The organism is Georgenia halophila, assembly GCF_039541595.1.
In genome coordinates this window covers 391,459-409,707 of the sequence record NZ_BAABGN010000002.1, presented here as the reverse complement: position 1 = coordinate 409,707, position 18,249 = coordinate 391,459, and the positions used below count along the sequence as shown (strand labels likewise).

Below are 18,249 nucleotides of genomic sequence, written 5' to 3'. Positions count from 1 at the left end.
TGACGCTCCGACGGTGGCCGAGTACACCTCGTACTACGGCCGCCCGGTGGTCAAGGCTCCGCCGTGGGAGCACGACATCCCGGCCTACATCTTCGCGGGCGGCCTCGCCGCCGGTTCGTCGCTGCTCGCCGCGGGCGCCGACCTGACGGGCCGGCCGGCGCTGCGGCGGGCGGGGCGGCTGACGTCACTCGGCGCGCTGGGGTTCTCGATGGCCGCGCTCGTGCACGACCTCGGCCGGCCCGAGCGTTTCCTCAACATGCTCCGCACCGTCAAGCTCACCTCGCCGATGTCGGTCGGGACGTGGCTGCTGTCCGCGTACGGGATGCCCGCGGGCGCGGCTGCCGCGGCGGAGGCGGCGCAGATGCTGGGCTGGCGCCGCGGTCCCTTCCGGCTGCTCGGTGCGCTGGGTCGACCGGCCGGGGTGGTGGCCGGTGTGCTCGCCCCGCCCGTCGCCGCCTACACGGCGGTGCTGCTCGCGGACACCGCGGTGCCCACCTGGCACGAGTCGTACCGGGAGCTGCCGTTCGTGTTCTGCGGGTCCGCGGCCGCCGCCTCCGGTGGCTTGGCCATGGCGCTGATCCCGACGGCGCAGGCTGGGCCGGCGCGCCGGCTCGCCCTCGGGGGCGCGACCGCCGAGCTCGTCGCCGAGCACCGCATGGAGTCCACCCTCGGCATGCTCGCGGAGCCGCTACGCACGGGGACGGGCGGGAAGCTGATGACGGCCGCCCGGTACCTCACGCTGGGCGGCGCGGCCCTGTCGTTGCTGGCCGGACGCAGCCGCGTGGCCGCCGTCGCCTCCGGTGCGGCCCTGGTCGCTGGCTCCGTCTGCACGCGGTTCGGGGTGTTCCACGCGGGCATGGACTCGGCGAAGGACCCGAAGTACACCGTCGTGCCGCAGCGCGAGCGGGTCGAGCGGGGGGAGACGGTCAGGTACACGGGGGACTGACCGCCGTCGTCCTGTCCCCGCACGGTCGTCCGCCACCCGCCCGCTCGCCGAGCAAGCCCTAGGTCGGCGAATCCGGAAGGAGAGGTCAACTCAGGGCTTGGTCGGCGTTTGCCGTGCGGGCCGGGATCGGCGGGCGGCGGTGCTTCGGCGGGGGCGTCAGGCCGCGTCGATCATCCCGTGCGGGTCGAGCACGAACTTCTTGGCCGCACCCTTGTCGAAGTCCTCGTAGCCCTGCGGGGCCTGGTCGAGCGAGATCGCCGTGGCATTGACGTTCTTCGCGATGCTGACCTTGTCGTGCAGGATCGCCTGCATCAGGCCTCGGTGGTACTGCATGACCGGGCACTGGCCCGTGACGAAGACGTGCGACTTGGCGAAGCCCAGCCCGAACCGGATCGACAGCGAGCCCTCCCGGGCCCCCTCCTCGGCGGCACCGGGATCACCGGTGACGTACAGGCCGGGGATCCCGAGAGCACCGCCGGCGCGAGTGATGTCCATCAACGAGTTCAGCACCGTCGCCGGTGCCTCCGTCTTGGCGTTCTCGCCGTGCCCACGGGCCTCGAACCCGACCGCGTCGACGCCGCAGTCCACCTCGGGGACGCCGAGGATCTGCTCGATCTGGTCCTTCGGGTCGCCCTTGGAGACATCCACCGTCTCGCAGCCGAAGCTCTTCGCCTGCGCCAGCCGGTCGGCGTTGAGGTCACCGACGATGACGACGGCGGCGCCCAGGAGGTGCGCCGACGTGGCGGCCGCCAGACCCACGGGCCCGGCACCGGCGACGTACACCGTGGAGCCCACCCCGACACCCGCGCTCACGGCGCCGTGGAAGCCGGTGGGGAAGATGTCGGAGAGCATGGTCAGGTCGAGGATCTTCTCCATCGCCTGGTCCTTGTCCGGGAACGTCAGCAGGTTCCAGTCCGCGTAGGGCACCAGGACGTACTCGGCCTGCCCGCCGACCCAGCCGCCCATGTCAACGTAGCCGTACGCCGATCCGGGTCGTTCCGGGTTGACGTTGAGACAGATGCCTGTCTTGCCCTCCTTGCAGTTTCGGCACCGCCCGCAGGCGATGTTGAAGGGCACGGAGACGATGTCGCCCTTCTTGATGAACTCGACGTCGCGGCCGACCTCGACCACCTCGCCGGTGATCTCGTGCCCGAGGACCAGGCCCTCGGGCGCGGTGGTGCGGCCACGGACCATGTGCTGGTCCGAGCCGCAGATGTTGGTCGAGACGGTCTTGAGGATGATGCCGTGATGGACCTGTCGACCGACGTTCGCGGGATTGACGCCGGGTCCGTCCTTGAGCTCGAACTCCGGGTAGGGAGTGTCGATGACCTCCACCTTGCCGGGTCCCGCGTAGCTCACTGCCTTGTTGCTCACCGTCGAGCCTCCTCGTGCGTGTGGACACACCCGGACCCAGGTCGAGCCCGGGGGTCCCACCCTTCCACGACGCGGCGGCGGCGCAACCCCCTGCCGTGAGCACTCTGCGTCAGCCGCGAACCGGAAGCTAGCCTCGGCGGGTGAGCACCACCTCCGATGCCGCCGAGCCGCCGTCGCCGGACCTCGTACGGGTCCGGCTGGACCTGTCCTACGACGGCACCGACTTCGCCGGCTGGGCCGCCCAGCCCGGTCAGCGCACCGTCCAGGGCACGCTCGAGGACGCGCTGGCCACCATCCTGCGACTGCCCCGGCCGGTCCGGCTGACCGTGGCGGGTCGCACGGACGCCGGCGTCCACGCCCGCGGGCAGGTCGCCCACCTGGACGTGCCCCGCCAGGCCTGGGACGCCGTCGTCGGGCGCAGCGACCGGAGCCCGGGCGCGAGCCTGGTGATCCGGCTGGCCGGTCTGCTGGGAACTGGCGCGCGGCCGCGGGGCACCGGGGACCTGGTCGTCCACCGCGCCACCGAGGCACCGGCCGGGTTCGACGCCCGGTTCTCGGCGCTCTGGCGCCGGTACCGCTACCGGGTGGCCGACAGCCCGTCGACGGCAGACCCGCTGCGCCGCCGTGAGGTGCTGCGGCGCACCCGCCCGCTCGAGGTCGAGCCGATGGACGACGCCGCCGGTCGGCTCCTCGGCGAGCACGACTTCGCCGCCTACTGCAAGCCCCGTGAGGGGGCGACGACGATCCGCACGCTGCTGGACTTCCGGTGGTCGCGGGTGCCGGCCTTCGCCCCGGACGCTGGGCTCGTCATCGCCGAGGTTCGGGCCGACGCGTTCTGCCGCTCCATGGTGCGGGCCCTCGTCGGCGCGTGCTTCGAGGTGGGTCATGGACGCCGCGACGAACGCTGGCCGGCTCGGGTGCTGCAGGCGGGACTGCGCGACTCGGGCGTGACCGTCGCACCCGCGCACGGGCTCACCCTCGAGGAGGTCGCCTACCCGCCGGACGACGAGCTCGCCGCCCGCGCCGCCGCGTCCCGCGGTATCCGCACCCTCTCGGTCGACGAGGAAGGCTGACGGCTCGACGGCGACAGCTCAGCGCGCGGTGCCGGCACCGGCTTCAGCGGTGCGGGTGGGCACCCGCTCCGTGACCCGCTCCGCTCCCGCGTAGACGTTGACGCTGCTGCCACGGCTGAAGCCGGCCAGCAGCATCCCGCAGTCCTCGGCCAGCTCCACCGCCAGCGAGGACGGCGCGCTCACCGCGGCCAGGGCGGGGATCCCCGCCATCCAGGCCTTCTGCACCAGCTCGAAGGACGCGCGCCCGCTGACCTGCAGCACCGTCGACGACAGCGGGATCCGGCCCTCGCGCAGGGCCCAGCCGACGACCTTGTCGACCGCGTTGTGCCGGCCGACGTCCTCGCGCACGCACATCAGCTCGGTCCGACCCTTGGCATCTACGGCGAACAGGCCGGCGGCGTGCGTGCCTCCCGTGGCGTCGAAGACACGCTGCGCCGCGCGGAGCCGGTCCGGCAGCGCCAGCAGCTCGGGCAGCGCGATACGCGTCGGATCCTGCGCCACGTCGAAGACTGACGTCTGGCGCACGGCCTCGATCGACGCGGTGCCGCAGATCCCGCACGAACTCGAGGTGTACACCTGGCGCGCGCGGTCCGCGTCCGGCGGAGCCACCCCGGCGGCGAGGCGCACGTCGACGATGTTGTAGCTCGCGGTGCCGTCCGGGTTCACCCCCGGCCCGTAGGTCAGCGCAGCGATGTCGCTCGAGCGGCTGACGACGCCTTCGGAGACCAGGAACCCGGCCACCAGATCGAAGTCGTCGCCCGGCGTGCGCATCGTCACGGTCCACGGCACGTCGAGCCGGATCTCCAGCGGCTCCTCGCCGGCGACCCGGTCGGCACGCTGCCGGGATCCGCCGTCGAGAGTGAGCCGCAGCACCGGGTGCCGCCGGGTCACTCTGGCCACAGGTTTTTCCGTCCGCTCGGGGCCGGGCCTCCGGCCGCTGGTCGATGCTCGGGTGTCCGCCTCGATGGTGCCACGTCCGGCCACGCCGGTGTGAGCGTGCGATCCTGCGACCGGACGGGAGCCGCAACGGGGAGCCCGGCTACGCCCGCTCGTCCGGCTCCACGGTGCCGCCCTCCTCGACGGCCACCTCCTCCTCGGTGTGCATCGCGGACTCCTCGGGCATGAAGCGGGCGGCGTCGACGCCGACGTCCTGGGCGAGGACGTCCTGACTCTCGCCGGGCTCGTCGGTCCATTCGTCGTCGTCCGGCTCGCTGACGAGCCGCCCGACGGCGGTGTCGTCCACGCCGTCCGGCGCGGGCTCGCCGCTGGGGCCCGGGCCGGCGTAGGGAGAAGTGTCGGAGTCGTCGTCGGAGGACGGCTCGTCCTCCCAGACGTCCGGTTCCTCGCGGGCGAGGCGGTCGTCGTGGTCCTCGCCCTCACGCTGGCCCTGCTCCGTCAGGTCGAGGCCGGCCAGGGGATCGTCGTCGGGCGCCGTGACGCCCTCGTCGAGCACGTCCTCCGAGGGGTGGTCGAGCAGGGCGTCGTCCTCGCCCGGCTGCCAGGACTCGTCGGGGACGTACTGGTCCTCGCCGGGACCGGTGGGCTGCGGCGTCGGCTCGGTGTGGTCGGTGCTCATGCGGCCAGCGTGCCACCGGGGGAGCGGTGTCGCATCGGGAGCGTCGAGACGCTGGTTCAGCACCGTAATCCCGTGGACCGTGAGTGCCCGGCGGGCGATCCTGGGTCCGTGGCACACCTCGAGCTGGCCGGCATCGGCTACGACCTCCCGGACGGCAGGGGCCTCCTCGCGGACGTCTCGCTCCGGGTGGGCGACGGCCAGCGCGTGGCGCTCGTGGGCCCCAACGGGGCGGGCAAGACCACCCTGGTCCGCATCGCGACCGGTGACCTCGAGCCCCACCGTGGAGCGGTCACCCGCACCGGGACCCTCGCGGTGATGGGGCAGCTCGTCGGGCGGACCGCCGACGACCGCTCCGTTCGTGATCTTCTGGTCGAGCACGCGCCGCCACGACTGCGCGACGTCGCCGAACGCCTCACCGCGGCCGAGCTCGCGATGATGACCGACGACGACGAACCCACCCAGCTCGCCTACGCCCAGGCGCTCGCCGACTGGGCCGAGGTCGGCGGCTACGCCGTCGAGGCGGAGTGGGACGAGATCACGATGGACGTCCTGTCCCAGCCGTTCGAACGCGCTGGGCACCGGTCCGCCACCTCCCTCTCGGGCGGGGAGGCGAAGCGCATCGTGCTCAGCGCCCTGCTCCGCTCGCCGGCGGAGCTGCTCGTCCTCGACGAGCCGGACAACTCCCTCGACGTACCCACCAAGCGGTGGCTGGAGGACCGCCTGCTCGAGAGCGACAAAGGTGTGCTGTACGTCAGCCACGACCGTGAGCTCCTGGCCCGCACGACGACGCACGTCGCTGCCCTCGAACCGGGCCCCACCGGGTCGCTCGCCTGGGTGCACACCGGTTCCTTCGCCACCTTCCCCGCCGCTCGTGCCGATCGGATGAGCCGCCTCGAGGAGCAGCGACGGCGGTGGGACGAGGAGCACGCCAAGCTGCGTCAGCTCGTCGTCATGTACAGGCAGAAGGCTTCGTACAACTCGGACATGGCCGCTCGGCTGCAGGCCGCGAGGACCAGGCTCGCCAGGTTCGAGGCGGCGGGCCCGCCCGAGGTGGTGGCGGCCGATCAGCACGTGAGCATGCGGCTGCGCGGTGGCCGGACCGGCAAGCGCGCGATCGTGTGCGAGCACCTCGCCCTGGACGGGCTCACCGCCCCGTTCGACCTGGAGGTCTGGTTCGGCGAGCGACTCGCCGTCCTCGGCTCCAACGGCACCGGCAAGTCGCACCTGCTACGCCTGCTCGCCGGCGGCGGCAGCGACCCGGGCACCGAACATGCACCTGCCGACGGTCGGCCGGCGGACCCGGTGGCGCACACCGGCACGGCACGGCTCGGTGCACGCGTGCGTCCCGGCTGGTTCTCCCAGTCCCACGTGCGCGGCGACCTCACCGGCCGCACCCTCCTGGAGGTGCTGCACCGCGGCGAGGGCAACCGGGACGGGATGGGCCGAGAGCAGGCCGGACGGGTCCTCGACCGGTACGAGCTCGCCCGCGCCGCCGAGCAGCGCGTGGAGACCCTCTCCGGCGGCCAGGCCGCACGGCTCCAGATCCTGCTGCTGGAGCTGTCCGGCGCGACCCTGCTGCTGCTGGACGAGCCCACCGACAACCTGGACCTGCACTCGGCCGAGGCTCTGGAGGCGGGGCTGGCCGCCTTCGAGGGGACGGTGGTCGCCGTCACCCACGACCGGTGGTTCACCAGGTCATTCGACCGCTTCCTCCAGGTCCGCGCCGACGGCTCGGTCGTCGAGACCGCCGAACCGGTCTGGGAGGACGACGGCGTCCGGGCGCGGTGACGTGGCAGGTCTCACCAGAACCGACCTCGCCGTCCTTTGACCCCTTATACGCCCGACCGGTACTCTGGGTTCGCGTTGCACGTCAGCGTGCGCTCGCCGGTGTCATCCCACTCGCCGGTTCTCGAGCGCGGACGAGAGCAACGAGCTACACCTGACCATGGGTCGCAGTGCTGCCATCGCTGCACCGGAAGAACGCTGAAGAAACGAAGGCTACGCCCGTGCGCACGTATTCACCGAAGCCTGGCGACGTGACGAAGAGCTGGTACGTCATCGACGCTACCGACGTCGTCCTCGGCCGGCTCGCGACCCAGGTCGCGGCCCTGCTCCGTGGGAAGCACAAGCCGACGTTCGCCCCTCACGTGGACAACGGGGACTTCGTCATCATCATCAATGCTGACAAGGTCGCCCTGACCGGTAACAAGCGCGAGAAGAAGATCGCGTACCGCCACTCCGGTTACCCGGGCGGACTGAAGACCAAGAGCTACACCGAGCTCCTCGAGCGGTTCCCCGAGCGCGCCGTGGAGAAGGCCGTCCGCGGCATGATCCCGAAGAACTCCCTGGGGCGCGCCCAGCTCAGCAAGCTGAAGGTCTACGCCGGTGCGGAGCACCCGCACCATGCGCAGAAGCCGCAGACCTTCGAGATCACCCAGGTGACCCAGTAACGCCCTCCGGGCGCCTGCGGCACAGAACAGGACTGAAGGAGAACTGTGGCTGAGACCACTCCCGAGATCGACGTCGAGGACGAGAACGTCCCCGACAGCTACACCACCGAGAGCGAAGGCCCGGCCGCCGGCCAGGGCACGTCCCTCACGGCTCCGGGCCAGGCGCTCGGCCGCCGCAAGGAGGCCATCGCCCGGGTCCGCCTCGTGCCGGGCACCGGCCAGTGGTCCATCAACGGGCGTTCGCTCGAGGGCTACTTCCCGAACAAGCTGCACCAGCAGCTCGTGAACGACCCGTTCTCGCTGCTCGACATCGAGGGCCGTTTCGACGTCATCGCTCGTATCAACGGCGGCGGCATCTCCGGCCAGGCCGGTGCCCTGCGTCTGGGCATCTCCCGGGCGCTCAACGAGATCGACACCGAGTCGAACCGTCCGGTCCTGAAGAAGGCCGGGTTCCTCACGCGTGACGACCGCGCCGTCGAGAGCAAGAAGGCCGGGCTGAAGAAGGCCCGCAAGGCCCCGCAGTACTCCAAGCGCTGACGAAGGCAAGCGCTGACGAAGGCGCAGCGGAGGTTGGGCGCGAGGAACGAGCGTCCGGCTGAAGCGGAGCCGAGGAAGCGTGTCAGTGGGGTGCAGCGCTGACGAAGGCGCAGCGGAGGTTGGGCGCGAGGAACGAGCGTCCGGCTGAAGCGGAGCCGAGGAAGCGCGTCGGATTGTGCAAGCGCTGATCGACGCCTGACGACGGCCCCGTCCGAGACTTCTCGGGCGGGGCCGTTCGCGCGTCAAGGAGGTCTGGGCCGAGCCGGCGCAACAGGGCGGCGCGTCCGGGAAGTGGCCACGACGCGCAGGGGCTTCGAGACCGAGGGTGGCACGATGGGGCGCGCACCAGCGCACCAGGGACGAGGGAGAACATGGCACGACTCTTCGGTACGGACGGCGTTCGTGGCGTCGCCAACCGCGATGTCACGGCCGAGCTGGCGCTCGACCTGGGCACCTCGGCCGCCCGCGTGCTGACCGCGCGCCAGGACACCGGCGAGCGCCGTCCCCGCGCCGTGGTCGGGCGGGACACCCGCATCTCCGGCGAGTTCCTCGGCTCCGCCATCTGCGCCGGTCTGGCCGGCGCCGGCGTGGACGTCACCGATGTGGGGGTGCTCCCCACGCCGGGCGTCGCGCACCTGACGGCCAGCACGGACGTCGACCTCGGCGTCGTCATCTCGGCGTCGCACAATCCCATGCCGGACAACGGCATCAAGCTCCTCGCCCGGGGCGGGTTCAAGCTCGACGACGCCGTCGAGGACGAGATCGCCGCCGGGCTCGGCGCGGTGTGGGAGCGGCCCGTCGGTTCCCACGTCGGCAGGATCGCCGATCACTCCGCGTTCGCGGACCGGACCTACATCGACCACCTGGTCGCCGCGGCCGACCAACCGCTGGAGGGCCTACGCATCGCCCTGGACTGCGCCAACGGTGCCGCGTCCGACATCGCGCCGCTGGCGCTGCGGGAGGCGGGCGCTGACGTCGTCGTCATTAACGCCTCGCCGGACGGGCGCAACATCAACGAGAAGTGCGGCTCCACCCACCCGGAGCAGCTCCAGGCGGTGACCGTCGCCTCCGACGCCGCCTTCGGGGTCGCCTACGACGGCGACGCCGACCGCTGCATCGCCGTGGACCACACTGGTGCGCTCGTCGACGGCGACCAGATCATGGGGCTGCTGGCCACCGCGATGAAGGAGGCCGGCATCCTCGCCCACGACACCCTCGTGGTCACCGTGATGTCCAACCTCGGGCTCCTCCTCGCGATGCGCGACGCCGGGATCGCCACCGTGCAGACGGCAGTCGGGGACCGGTACGTCCTGGAGGCCATGCGCGCCGGCGGCTACGGCCTCGGCGGCGAGCAGTCCGGCCACATCATCAACTCGCGCTACGCCACCACCGGTGACGGGATCCTCACGTCGCTGCTGCTCGCCAGCCGGGTCGTCGCCTCCGGGCGCCCGCTCGCCGACCTGGCCTCCGTGGTCACCCGGATGCCGCAGGTCCTTGTGAACGTCCCCGACGTGGACAAGGCCCGGGCCGACGCGGACGACGGCGTCGCGGCGGCGGTCCAGGCGGCCGAGCAGCGGCTCGGCGAGACCGGACGGGTGCTGCTGCGGCCGTCCGGGACGGAGCCCCTGGTACGCGTCATGGTCGAGGCTGAGACGGTGGAGGAGGCCGAGGTCGTTGCCCACCGCCTCGCCGGGGTCGTTCAGGAGCGCCTCGCGCTGTGAGCCGCGGCGACGACGGGCTCTCGCTCAGGGGACGGCGGACGGCTCTCAGGGTCACGTTCGGGGGGATTACCGATATCCCGGGGTCGGCCCGTTGCCGTACCGTGACAGGCCTGGAGCGGCGACCGGCGCCCGAGCGGTACGGCGGCGGGCGGGGCATCGAGGAAGGACAGCCATGGAGCTGATGGCAGCCGTCGAGGGGTTCGTCCTCTCCCTGGGCGCCTCGCCGTGGATACTCCTGGCGGTGGTGCTGCTGGCCACCATCGACGGCTTCTTCCCGCCCGTACCGAGCGAGTCGATCGTCATCGCGGTGGCGGTCCTCTCGGTGTCGGGCGATGGACCGAACCTGTGGCTGCTCGTGCTGGCGGCAGCCGTCGGCGCCTTCGTCGGTGACGTCATCGCCTACACGATCGGCACCAAGATCCCCGTCGAGGAGATGCGGCTGTTCCGCGGACGCCGCGGACATGCCGCCCTCGAGGGCGCCAAGCGGGTGCTCGCCAAGCGCGGCAGCGTCTTCATCCTCTCGGCCCGATTCATCCCGATCGGCCGGGTGGCCGTGAACATGACCGCCGGCGCCGTCGGCTTCCCGCGCGCCCGCTTCCTGATCATCGCGGCCATCGCCGCCGTCGTCTGGGCCGGCTACTCCACGCTGATGGGCGTCGGCGCCGGCCACCTGCTCCACGAGCACCCGCTCATCGCCATCGCGGCCGGGGTGGTCGGCGGCGTCCTCGTCGGCTTCGCCGTCGACAAGCTCCTCAGAGTCGTGCACCGCCGCTGGTTCCCCGAGGTGCCGGCCCCCGAGGAGAAGATGCATGTCGACGAGCCGGCAGACGGCGACGGCACCCAGCACGACGGCGGGTCAGGGTCCGCCTCCGACGAGAGGGTCGGCGCGAGCGGTCCCTGATCAGAGCTTGCGCAGCCGCATGCGGTGCATCCGGTGGTCGGCGTCCTTGATGAGCACCAGTCGTGCCCGCCCCCTGGTCGGCAGAATGTTCTGCCGCAGGTTCGGCGCGTTGATCGTCTCCCAGATCGATTCCGCCCTCGCGACGGCAGCCTCGTCGTCCAGATCGGCGTACCGCCGGAAGTACGACCTCGGCTGCGAGAAGGCTGTGCGCCGCAGCTCCAGGAACCGGTCGACGTACCACTCCTTGATGTCCCTGGTGCGGGCGTCGACGTAGATGGAGAAGTCGAAGAAGTCGCTCACCGCCAGCGACGACGTGCCGTCCGCCGTCGCACGGGCCGGGGCGAGCACGTTGAGGCCTTCGATGATGAGCACGTCCGGGCGGCGCACCACTTGGCGCTGGTCCTCGAGGACGTCGTAGGTGACGTGGTCGTACAGCGGGGCGCTGACCTCCTCGGCGCCGCCCTTGACCTCGGCGACGAACCGCAGCAGGGCGCGCCGGTCGTAGGACTCGGGGAAGCCCTTGCGCTCCAGCAGCCCGCGGCGGCGCAGCTCGGCGTTCGGGTAGAGGAACCCGTCCGTGGTGACCAGGTCCACCCGTGGGGTCTGCGGCCACCGGCGCAGCAGCTCCCGCAGCAGCCGTGCGGTGGAGGACTTGCCCACCGCCACCGAACCGGCGATGCCGATGACGTACGGCGTCCTGGTCGGCGTCTCCCCGAGAAACGTCGAGGTCGCCCGGTGCAGCGAGCCGTTCGCGGCCGCGTAGAGCTGCAGCAGGCCCGAGAGCGGCCGGTAGACGTCGTCGACCTCCGTCAGGTCCACCGGGTCGCCGAGACCTCGCAGGTTCGCGACGTCGGCGCCCGTCAGCGGCAGCGGCGTGGAGGCGGACAACCGGGACCACGAGGCTCGGTCGAACTCGACGAACGGCGTCGGTGGGGACTGCGAGGTAACCGTGCGCGGCAAGGACACGCCTCCCAGTCTCTCGCACCGCGCCGAATGGTCGCGCCGGGTCGCCCGCCGCGGCCGGTCCGCGGCCTCCGCAGCCCGCGTGGAACTCCGTCGCGACCAACGCGACGCTTCTACCGCGTGAACCCCGAGCGGCGTGCCGTGGGGTCCGACACAGCCGTCGGGCTGAGCCCGGGCCGAAACGTATGCTGCTCCCCATGTGCGGAATCGTCGGATACGTGGGACCTCGAACGCCCAGCGACCGGCCGTTGGAGGTGACGCTCCAGGGTCTCGCCCGGCTCGAGTACCGGGGCTACGACTCGGCCGGCGTCGCGGTCGTGAGCCCCGACGGGCTGACCACCAGGAAGCGGGCCGGCAAGCTGGCGAACCTTCAGCAGTCGCTCGAGGAGGCGGCCCTGCCGACGGCGACGGCGGCGCTGGGTCACACCCGCTGGGCGACCCACGGCGGCCCGACCGACGTCAACGCCCACCCGCACGTCAGCGAGGACGGCATGCTCGCCGTCATCCACAACGGGATCATCGAGAACTTCAGCGCGCTCAAGCGCGAGCTCGTGGACGCCGGCGTGCGCTTCACCTCGGAGACGGACACCGAGGTCGTCGCACACCTGCTGGCCCGCGCCCAGGCAGACTCCGGCGACCTGACGGCCGCCATGCTCGCCGTCACGGCGCGCCTCGAGGGAGCCTTCACCCTCCTGGCCGTCCACGCCGGCCAGCACGGCACCGTGGTTGGCGCCCGCCGGAACTCCCCGCTCGTCGTCGGGCTCGGCGACGGCGAGAACTTCCTCGGCTCCGACGTCGCCGCGTTCATCTCCGGTACCACGCACGCGATGGAGATCGGTCAGGACCAGGTGGTCACGATCACCGCCGACGACGTCCGGGTGGTCGACGCCGACGGGGCGCCCGTCGAGGGCCGCCGCTACACCGTCGACTGGGACGCCGAGGCGGCCGTGAAGGGCGGCTTCGACACCTTCATGGAGAAGGAGATCCACGACCAGCCCAAGGCGGTCGCGGACACCCTGCTCGGCCGACACGACGACGACGGCAACCTCGTCCTCGACGAGCTGCGGGTCGACGAGTCCGTCCTGCGCACCGTCGACAAGATCATCGTCGTCGCCTGCGGCACCGCCGCCTACGCCGGGCACGTCGCCAAGTATGCGATCGAGCACTGGTGCCGCATCCCCGTCGAGGTCGAGCTCGCGCACGAGTTCCGCTACCGCGACCCCGTGGTCGACGTGCGCACCCTCGTCGTGGCGATCTCCCAGTCCGGGGAGACCATGGACACGATCATGGCGATCCGCCACGCCCGCGAGCAGGGGGCGAAGGTCCTCGCGATCGTCAACACCCACGGCTCGACCATCGCGCGGGAGTCCGACGCCGTCCTCTACACCCACGCGGGGCCCGAGGTCGCCGTCGCCTCCACCAAGGCCTTCCTGTCCCAGATCACCGCCTGCTACCTGCTCGGGCTCTACCTGTCCCAGCTGCGGGGCTACAAGTACGTCGACGAGGTCGCCGACTATCTCGAAGAGCTCGGCAAGCTGCCGGACAAGATCCAACAGCTCCTCGACGCCGAGGACGAGGTCAAGTCCGTCGCCACGGCCATGAAGGACACCGCGTCGGTGCTGTTCCTCGGCCGGCACGTCGGCTACCCGGTGGCGCTCGAGGGCGCGCTGAAGCTCAAGGAGCTCGCCTACATCCACGCGGAGGGTTTCGCCGCCGGCGAGCTCAAGCACGGCCCCATCGCGCTCATCGAACCCGGCCAGGCCGTGTTCGTCATCGTGCCCACGCCCCGGCGCCCGATGCTGCACAACAAGGTCGTCTCGAACATCCAGGAGGTCCGGGCCCGCGGGGCCCGCACGCTCGTCATCGCGGAGGAGGGCGACGAGACGGTGGACGAGTTCGCCGAGGTCGTCTTCCGCGTCCCGAAGACCCCGACGCTGATGATGCCGCTGGTGACCGTGGTGCCGCTGCAGATCTTCGCGGCCGCGCTCGCGGCGGCGAAGGGTCTCGACGTGGACCAGCCCCGCAACCTCGCAAAGTCCGTGACGGTCGAGTGAACCTGCGGGCGAGGTAGGCGGGATGCGCGGGACCAGCGAGGTGCCCCCGTGATCGTGTCCGTCGGCATCGACGTGTGCGACGTCGAGCGGTTCATGGCCGAGCTCGAGCGCGCACCGCGCATGCGGGAGAAGCTCTTCACCGAGGAGGAGCGAGACCTGCCCGACTCCTCACTGGCCGCGCGGTTCGCCGCGAAGGAGGCCATCGCCAAGGCGCTCGGTGCTCCGGCCGGGATGCGCTGGCACGACTGCACGGTGCACCGGGTGGCCGGCGGACCGCCGGAGGTGGAGCTGCGCGGGACGGTGGCCGCGCGTGCCGTCGAGCTCGGCATCAGCCGGTGGCACCTGTCGATCTCGCACGACGCCGGCATCGCCTCGGCCATGGTCGTCGCCGAGGGGACGTAGCCAAACGTACCGATCGACGCGACAGGCCTGGAACACGTGCCTCCTGCGTCACAGCGGTCACGCTGCTCCCGAACGGTCCGTTCGGCTATCAGGTGACGGGCGGGGCGCGGGTGCGCGCGGATGACGAGTCGGCACAGAGTTGACGAGTCGCCGCCGGGGCGGGGGCTTCCGGGCGCGTGGCGGGCACCGTGGCGCGGGGGCAGGGCACGATGGGGCCATGATCCGAGCCCACAGCGCCGCCACCGTCCGGGCCGCCGAGGAGCCGCTGCTCGCGGCGGGCGAGCCGCTCATGGCCCGCGCCGCCTTCGCTCTCGCCACCCACGTCGCGGGGGAGCTGCGCGCCCGGGGCGGGGTGTCGGGGTCCGTGGTGCTGCTGCTCGTCGGCGGCGGCAACAACGGCGGCGACGCCCTGTACGCCGGCACGCACCTGGTACGGCGGGGCTGCCAGGTGCACGCCGCGCTGCTGACGGAGCGCGCGCACGAGAGCGGGCTCGCCGCAGCACGCTCCGCCGGCGTACGGGTCCACGAGGTCCTGGGCTCCGGCGATGCGGTCGGTGAGACCCTCGCCCTGGCCCGTCGCAGCGACGCCTGGGTCGACGCCCTCACCGGCATCGGCGCCCGCGGGCCGCTGCGCGAGCCCGCAGGCTCCGTCGTCGACGCACTCACGGCCGAACGCTCGGCGTGGCCGGCGGAACCCGCGGTGGTCGCCGTCGACGTCCCCAGCGGCATCGGCGTCGACGACGGCACCGTGGAGGGCCCGGTGCTGCCCGCCGACCGCACGGTCACGATGGGTACGGCCAAGCCTGGGCTGCTGCTGCCTCCCGCGGCCGCGCTGGCCGGGCACGTGGAGGTGTTCGATCTCGACCTCGCGCTGGCCGAGCACCCGCCCGCCGCGTGCTCGCTCACCGGCGCGGACGTCTCCGACCTCTGGCCCCTGCCGGGGCCGGAGGACCACAAGTACACCCGCGGCGTCCTCGGCCTCGCCACCGGCTCGCAGACCTACCCGGGGGCTGCCGCGCTCGCGGCCGCCGGGGCGTTGCGCACGGGCCTCGGCATGGTGCGCTACACCGGGCCCGAGGTTCCCACCGACCTGGTGCGCCACCGTCACCCGGAGGTCGTCACCGTGCCGGGACGGGTCCAGTCGTGGGTGCTCGGCTCCGGCGTGGCGCCGGACGATGCCGCCAGGATGGCCGAGCTCGCCGAGTATCTCGCCGATGCCTCCGCCCGCGGCCTGCCCGTCGTCCTCGACGCCGGCGCCCTCACCCTCCTGCACGACGACGACAACGACCTGACCGGCCCCGCCGTCCTGACCCCGCACGCCGGCGAGCTCGCCGAGCTGCTCACCGCCCGAGGTGAGCAGACCGGCCGGGACGATGTCACGGCGGCACCTGCCCGGCACGCCCGGCTGGCCGCGGAGATCACCGGCGGGACGATCCTCCTCAAGGGCTCGACCACCGTGGTCGCCGCACCCGAGGGCCCGCTCTATGCCCAGCACGACGCCACGCCCTGGCTCGCCACCGCCGGCGCCGGCGACGTCCTCGCCGGTGTTCTCGGGGCGCTGCTCGCCGCCTACGGTGACGCGCTCGCCGCCGACGACGGCACGCTCACCGGCCTGCCCGCCACGATCGCCGCGGCCGCCGCCCTGGTGCACGGCCGTGCCGCCCGCTCCGCCGCCGGTGTGTCCCCGACCCGTCCGGGCAGGCCCGACCCGGCGGCCCCTCGCGGCGTGCCGATCACCGCCACGGACGTCGCCGACGCGCTGCCGAGGGCACTGCGCACGATCCTGCGCTGAGCCGGTGCAAGACTTGGCCCCGATGACAACCACCGAACCGGCAACCTCCTGGCCGGAGGGCGCCACCGCGCGTGCCGTGGTCGACCTCGGCGCGATCCGGCACAACGTACGCACCCTCGCCGAGAAGGCGCCGACGGCGCAGGTCATGGCGGTCGTGAAGTCCGACGCGTACGGCCACGGGCTGCTGCGGGTCGCGGACGCGGCCCTCGACGCCGGCGCGAGCTGGCTCGGGGTCGCCCAGCTGAACGAGGCCCTGGAGCTGCGCGCCGGTCTGGACGCCACCGGGCTGCGGCCCCCGATCCTGACGTGGCTGTTCGCCCCCGGTGCGCCGCTGAGCCGGGCGCTCGCCGCCGACCTCGACCTGTCGGCCTCGGCGCCGTGGGCCGTTCAGGAGATCGCGGCGGCGGCCCGGGAGGCGGGGCGCACCGCCCGGGTCCATCTCAAGGTCGACACCGGCATGGGCCGCGGCGGTGCCCGGCCCGAGGCTTTCGGTGAGCTCCTCGACGCCGCGGCCCGTGCCCGCGCCGAGGGCGCGGTGGACGTCGTCGGCATCTGGTCCCACCTGGCCCGCGCCGACGAGCCGGATCACCCCGCCACGTCCGAGCAGACGGCCGTGTTCACCGCAGCCCTCGACCAGGCCGCCCGGAGGGGCATCCAACCCCAGGTCCGCCACCTCGGTCAGTCCGCTGGCACCCTGTTCCACCCGGACACCCACTTCGACCTCGTCCGCCCCGGCATCTCCGTCTACGGCCTCACGCCCGCCGTGGCGGCCGGCTCGTCCGCCGAGCTGGGCCTGCGGCCCGCCATGCGGCTCGAGGCGCGGCTCACCCTCGTCAAGGCGGCCCCCGCCGGGACGCCCGTCTCCTACGGCCACACCGCCCGCACGACGACGGACACCACCCTCGCCGTCGTCCCGCTCGGTTACTCGGACGGCCTGCCGCGTATCGCCTCCGACGCCGGCCCGGTGAGCGTACGTGGACGGCGCCTGCACGTCACCGGCCGGATCTGCATGGACCAGTCGGTCGTCGACCTCGGTGCCGAGGGGGCCGATGTCCGGGAGGGTGACGTCGCCGTCGTCTTCGGTGACGGCAGCGACGGCGGCCCGACGGCGGACGACTGGGCGGCGGCCAGTGGCACCATCAGCTACGAGATCGTCAGCCGGCTCGGCGGGCGCGTCCCGCGGGTGTACGTGGACCCGGAGCGAGACCAATGAAACCCCTCACCCTCATCGTCGACGACGCCGAGGCGATCCGCCGCCTGGGCAGCCGTCTGGCCGGGATGCTGCGCGCCGGCGACCTGGTCCTGCTCTCCGGCGACCTCGGCGCCGGCAAGACCACCCTGACGCAGGGGATCGGCGCCGGCATGGACGTGCGCGGGCAGGTGGCGTCGCCGACCTTCATCATCGCCCGGGTGCACCCTGCCCTCGGTGACGGACCCGACCTGGTGCACGTGGACGCGTATCGGCTCCAGTCCTTCGACGAGGTCGACGCGCTCGACCTGGACACGGCGCTGGAGGACTCCGTCACCGTGGTCGAGTGGGGCACCGGGAAGATGGAGAGCCTCACCCCGAACCGGCTCGAGATCGACATCCGCCGCCCGCACGGCGCCTCCGGCGAGAGCCCGGCGGACCTCGCGGCCCCCGCTCCGCGCGAGGTCACGCTCCGCGGCGTCGGCGAGCGGTGGGCCGGCGCCGAGCTGGCGGAGCTGCGCTCGCCATGAGCGCCCGCGCCGTCCTGCTCGCCGTGGCCACGGCCGTGCTGGCGGTGCTCGCCGTCCCGCCCGCGTACGCGACGCCCACGCCCGGCGCCCCGGTCGCGGATCCCCAGGCGGAGCCCGACGTGCCCTCGGAGGTCGCGCGGTGGTTCCGCACCCAAGGCTGGGAGGTGCTGGCCAACCGCGCCAGCTCACAGCTGGAGCTGGAGCCGGGCCAGCGGGACGAGGCCACCCTCGGGCTCGTCCGGACGGTCTCGACCTGGTCACCCGGCTACATCGCCGGCACCGACCCCGACCCACCCACGGTGGAGGCCGAGCAGTGGATCTCCCCCGTCCGGCTCGACAGCCAGGGGGTCGGCGTCCTGCAGGTGTCCCTCGGCGAGGACGGCGAGGTCGGGGACGCCAGCCTGATGCCCACCGCCGGGCTCGCCGACGTGCTGCTGAGCCTGGCCCCCGGGGACCTCGTCATCCACGACCCCGTGCTGGACGCCTGGTTCACGATCATGGACGGTGAGGTCCGGCCCCTGGACGACGCGGCCCAGAACTCCCTCGCCGGGACGCTGCCGGTGGAGGCGTACCAGCCATTCGTCGCCGACCGGTACCGCAGCGACACCGGCACCGGGCAGCAGCCGGCGGACACCGTCCCCACGTGGGAACCCGTTGCATGGGCCGGCTCCGTGCTGCTGCTGCTGCTGGCGTGGGCGGCGACGATCGTGTGGCTGCGGCGAGACAGCGGCTGACGGCCCC

Annotated in this window: 17 protein-coding genes; 13 read left to right on the top strand and 4 right to left on the bottom strand. The window is 72.7% G+C overall.

What is annotated here, in order from left to right; genetic code table 11:
• The first annotated feature begins 13 nt into the window (after positions 1–13).
• Entirely contained in the window at positions 14–946 is a 933-nt protein-coding gene (nrfD, locus tag ABD907_RS03310) for an NrfD/PsrC family molybdoenzyme membrane anchor subunit (protein ID WP_345215060.1), read from the top strand.
• Between the two features lie 156 nt (positions 947–1,102).
• Here nrfD and fdhA read toward each other — a convergent pair whose 3' ends face one another.
• Positions 1,103–2,320 (bottom strand): formaldehyde dehydrogenase, glutathione-independent, encoded by a 1,218-nt coding sequence (fdhA, locus tag ABD907_RS03305; protein WP_345215059.1) that lies wholly within the window; start codon positions 2,318–2,320, stop codon positions 1,103–1,105.
• Positions 2,321–2,460: 140 nt separating this feature from the next.
• Between fdhA and ABD907_RS03300 the strand changes: the two genes are divergently transcribed.
• Complete coding sequence (locus tag ABD907_RS03300) at positions 2,461–3,393, top strand: tRNA pseudouridine synthase A (RefSeq protein WP_345215058.1); 933 nt, start codon at positions 2,461–2,463, stop codon at positions 3,391–3,393.
• A gap of 18 nt (positions 3,394–3,411) precedes the next feature.
• On the opposite strand, the gene fdhD is transcribed toward ABD907_RS03300, so the two are convergent.
• Together fdhD and ABD907_RS03290 are read right to left on the bottom strand one after the other, a co-directional pair.
• Positions 3,412–4,293 carry a formate dehydrogenase accessory sulfurtransferase FdhD gene (fdhD, locus tag ABD907_RS03295; RefSeq protein WP_345215057.1) on the bottom strand — a complete coding sequence of 294 codons (882 nt, stop codon included), beginning with the start codon at positions 4,291–4,293 and terminating at the stop codon, positions 3,412–3,414.
• A 139-nt stretch (positions 4,294–4,432) separates the two neighbouring features.
• Complete coding sequence (locus ABD907_RS03290; protein WP_345215056.1) at positions 4,433–4,969, bottom strand: DUF5709 domain-containing protein; 537 nt, start codon at positions 4,967–4,969, stop codon at positions 4,433–4,435.
• Positions 4,970–5,077: 108 nt separating this feature from the next.
• Here ABD907_RS03290 and ABD907_RS03285 point away from each other — a divergent pair, with 108 nt between their 5' ends.
• The 5 genes from ABD907_RS03285 (at position 5,078) to ABD907_RS03265 (ending at position 10,578) form a co-directional block, all read left to right on the top strand.
• Complete coding sequence (locus ABD907_RS03285) at positions 5,078–6,757, top strand: ATP-binding cassette domain-containing protein (protein WP_345215055.1); 1,680 nt, start codon at positions 5,078–5,080, stop codon at positions 6,755–6,757.
• A gap of 218 nt (positions 6,758–6,975) precedes the next feature.
• A complete protein-coding gene (gene rplM, locus ABD907_RS03280) occupies positions 6,976–7,419 on the top strand; it encodes a 50S ribosomal protein L13 (protein ID WP_345215054.1) in 444 nt (147 codons plus the stop codon).
• A 45-nt stretch (positions 7,420–7,464) separates the two neighbouring features.
• Entirely contained in the window at positions 7,465–7,956 is a 492-nt protein-coding gene (gene rpsI, locus ABD907_RS03275; protein WP_345215053.1) for a 30S ribosomal protein S9, read from the top strand.
• Between the two features lie 371 nt (positions 7,957–8,327).
• On the top strand, positions 8,328–9,677 hold the full coding sequence (gene glmM, locus ABD907_RS03270; protein ID WP_345215052.1) for a phosphoglucosamine mutase: 1,350 nt from the start codon (positions 8,328–8,330) through the stop codon (positions 9,675–9,677).
• 172 nt (positions 9,678–9,849) lie between these two features.
• Positions 9,850–10,578: a DedA family protein gene (locus ABD907_RS03265; RefSeq protein WP_345215051.1), complete on the top strand. Its 729-nt coding sequence runs from the start codon at positions 9,850–9,852 to the stop codon at positions 10,576–10,578.
• Here ABD907_RS03265 and coaA read toward each other — a convergent pair whose 3' ends face one another.
• On the bottom strand, positions 10,579–11,544 hold the full coding sequence (gene coaA / locus ABD907_RS03260; RefSeq protein WP_425555670.1) for a type I pantothenate kinase: 966 nt from the start codon (positions 11,542–11,544) through the stop codon (positions 10,579–10,581).
• Positions 11,545–11,738: 194 nt separating this feature from the next.
• Here coaA and glmS point away from each other — a divergent pair, with 194 nt between their 5' ends.
• From glmS to ABD907_RS03230, 6 genes are all read left to right on the top strand, one after another.
• Positions 11,739–13,595: a glutamine--fructose-6-phosphate transaminase (isomerizing) gene (glmS, locus tag ABD907_RS03255; RefSeq protein ID WP_345215050.1), complete on the top strand. Its 1,857-nt coding sequence runs from the start codon at positions 11,739–11,741 to the stop codon at positions 13,593–13,595.
• 48 nt (positions 13,596–13,643) lie between these two features.
• Positions 13,644–13,997, top strand: a complete 354-nt coding sequence (locus ABD907_RS03250; protein ID WP_345215049.1) for a holo-ACP synthase — start codon at positions 13,644–13,646, stop codon at positions 13,995–13,997.
• A 217-nt stretch (positions 13,998–14,214) separates the two neighbouring features.
• Positions 14,215–15,789 (top strand): NAD(P)H-hydrate epimerase, encoded by a 1,575-nt coding sequence (locus tag ABD907_RS03245; RefSeq protein WP_345215048.1) that lies wholly within the window; start codon positions 14,215–14,217, stop codon positions 15,787–15,789.
• A gap of 22 nt (positions 15,790–15,811) precedes the next feature.
• Complete coding sequence (gene alr, locus ABD907_RS03240) at positions 15,812–17,002, top strand: alanine racemase (protein ID WP_345215047.1); 1,191 nt, start codon at positions 15,812–15,814, stop codon at positions 17,000–17,002.
• Positions 16,999–17,508 (top strand): tRNA (adenosine(37)-N6)-threonylcarbamoyltransferase complex ATPase subunit type 1 TsaE, encoded by a 510-nt coding sequence (gene tsaE, locus ABD907_RS03235; RefSeq protein WP_345215046.1) that lies wholly within the window; start codon positions 16,999–17,001, stop codon positions 17,506–17,508. Before alr ends, tsaE begins: the two co-directional genes overlap by 4 nt.
• The gene (locus ABD907_RS03230) at positions 17,505–18,242 is read left to right on the top strand and encodes a hypothetical protein (RefSeq protein ID WP_345215045.1); all 738 of its coding nucleotides are present in this window, start codon (positions 17,505–17,507) and stop codon (positions 18,240–18,242) included. The genes tsaE and ABD907_RS03230 overlap by 4 nt, the downstream gene beginning before the upstream one ends.
• Positions 18,243–18,249 lie beyond the last annotated feature (7 nt).

Bases quoted from the DNA above. Each gene is read 5' to 3' on its own strand.
- ABD907_RS03290 (WP_345215056.1), bottom strand. From the start codon at position 4,969: ATGAGCACCGACCACACCGAGCCGACGCCGCAGCCCACCGGTCCCGGC.
- glmM (WP_345215052.1), top strand. From the start codon at position 8,328: ATGGCACGACTCTTCGGTACGGACGGCGTTCGTGGCGTCGCCAACCGC.
- ABD907_RS03265 (WP_345215051.1), top strand. From the start codon at position 9,850: ATGGAGCTGATGGCAGCCGTCGAGGGGTTCGTCCTCTCCCTGGGCGCC.
- glmS (WP_345215050.1), top strand. From the start codon at position 11,739: ATGTGCGGAATCGTCGGATACGTGGGACCTCGAACGCCCAGCGACCGG.
- ABD907_RS03245 (WP_345215048.1), top strand. From the start codon at position 14,215: ATGATCCGAGCCCACAGCGCCGCCACCGTCCGGGCCGCCGAGGAGCCG.
- alr (WP_345215047.1), top strand. From the start codon at position 15,812: ATGACAACCACCGAACCGGCAACCTCCTGGCCGGAGGGCGCCACCGCG.
- tsaE (WP_345215046.1), top strand. From the start codon at position 16,999: ATGAAACCCCTCACCCTCATCGTCGACGACGCCGAGGCGATCCGCCGC.
- ABD907_RS03230 (WP_345215045.1), top strand. From the start codon at position 17,505: ATGAGCGCCCGCGCCGTCCTGCTCGCCGTGGCCACGGCCGTGCTGGCG.